General features: G+C 33.5%; 1 protein-coding gene and 1 pseudogene. Both read left to right on the top strand.

The features are described from left to right. Positions 1–206 (top strand): annotated as a pseudogene (locus AC1DPZ_RS28705) (glycosyltransferase family 2 protein); the annotation flags it as partial. 82 nt (positions 207–288) lie between these two features. After that, a partial coding sequence (locus AC1DPZ_RS28700) for a hypothetical protein (protein WP_477409952.1) occupies positions 289–579 on the top strand: 291 nt, incomplete at its 3' end.

Raw genomic sequence — 579 nt, 5'->3', positions numbered from 1 at the left:
GTATAAGGGTGCTTTTGTTTGCCCAGGTATTGTTTTATCTGCTGGCATTACTTGGTTTTATAATGGAGAAAAAGCAATTACGTATCAAAGTGTTGTTTATCCCCTATTACTTTTGTGTAATGAACTATGCGGTACTGGCGGGTATTATCAGGTATTTTAGCTCAACACAAAGCGCAGTTTGGGAAAAAGCTCAACGTAAACTATAAGTATTAATTAAGCATTAAAACCAATTGATTTACAGGCAAATTACATTTCGAAGATGAATAAGTTTGATAATAAATTACCTAAATGACTACATTAGCCTTCCTTCATCAACCAATTATGCTACGCCTTGGGCTTTTTAACTCCAAACTAAAAACTACAATTCCGTATGGCTTTAATAAAATTAAGTTTCATCATGCTCACTCTCTTTTAATCAAATTTATAGCTTTAATCATCCTTCTTGCTTTTTCTAACTGTAAACCTAAGCCAGTTATAAATTCCCAAAAAACGGTATATATCGATCATGTAAAAGAAAAATACACACTATACTGGCATGGTAAACCTTTTGTTATCAAAGGAGCGGCGGGCTATACCAAC

The sequence above is a fragment of the Mucilaginibacter sp. P4_G9 genome, from assembly GCF_056400985.1.
This window is presented reverse-complemented; position numbering and strand designations above follow the sequence as displayed.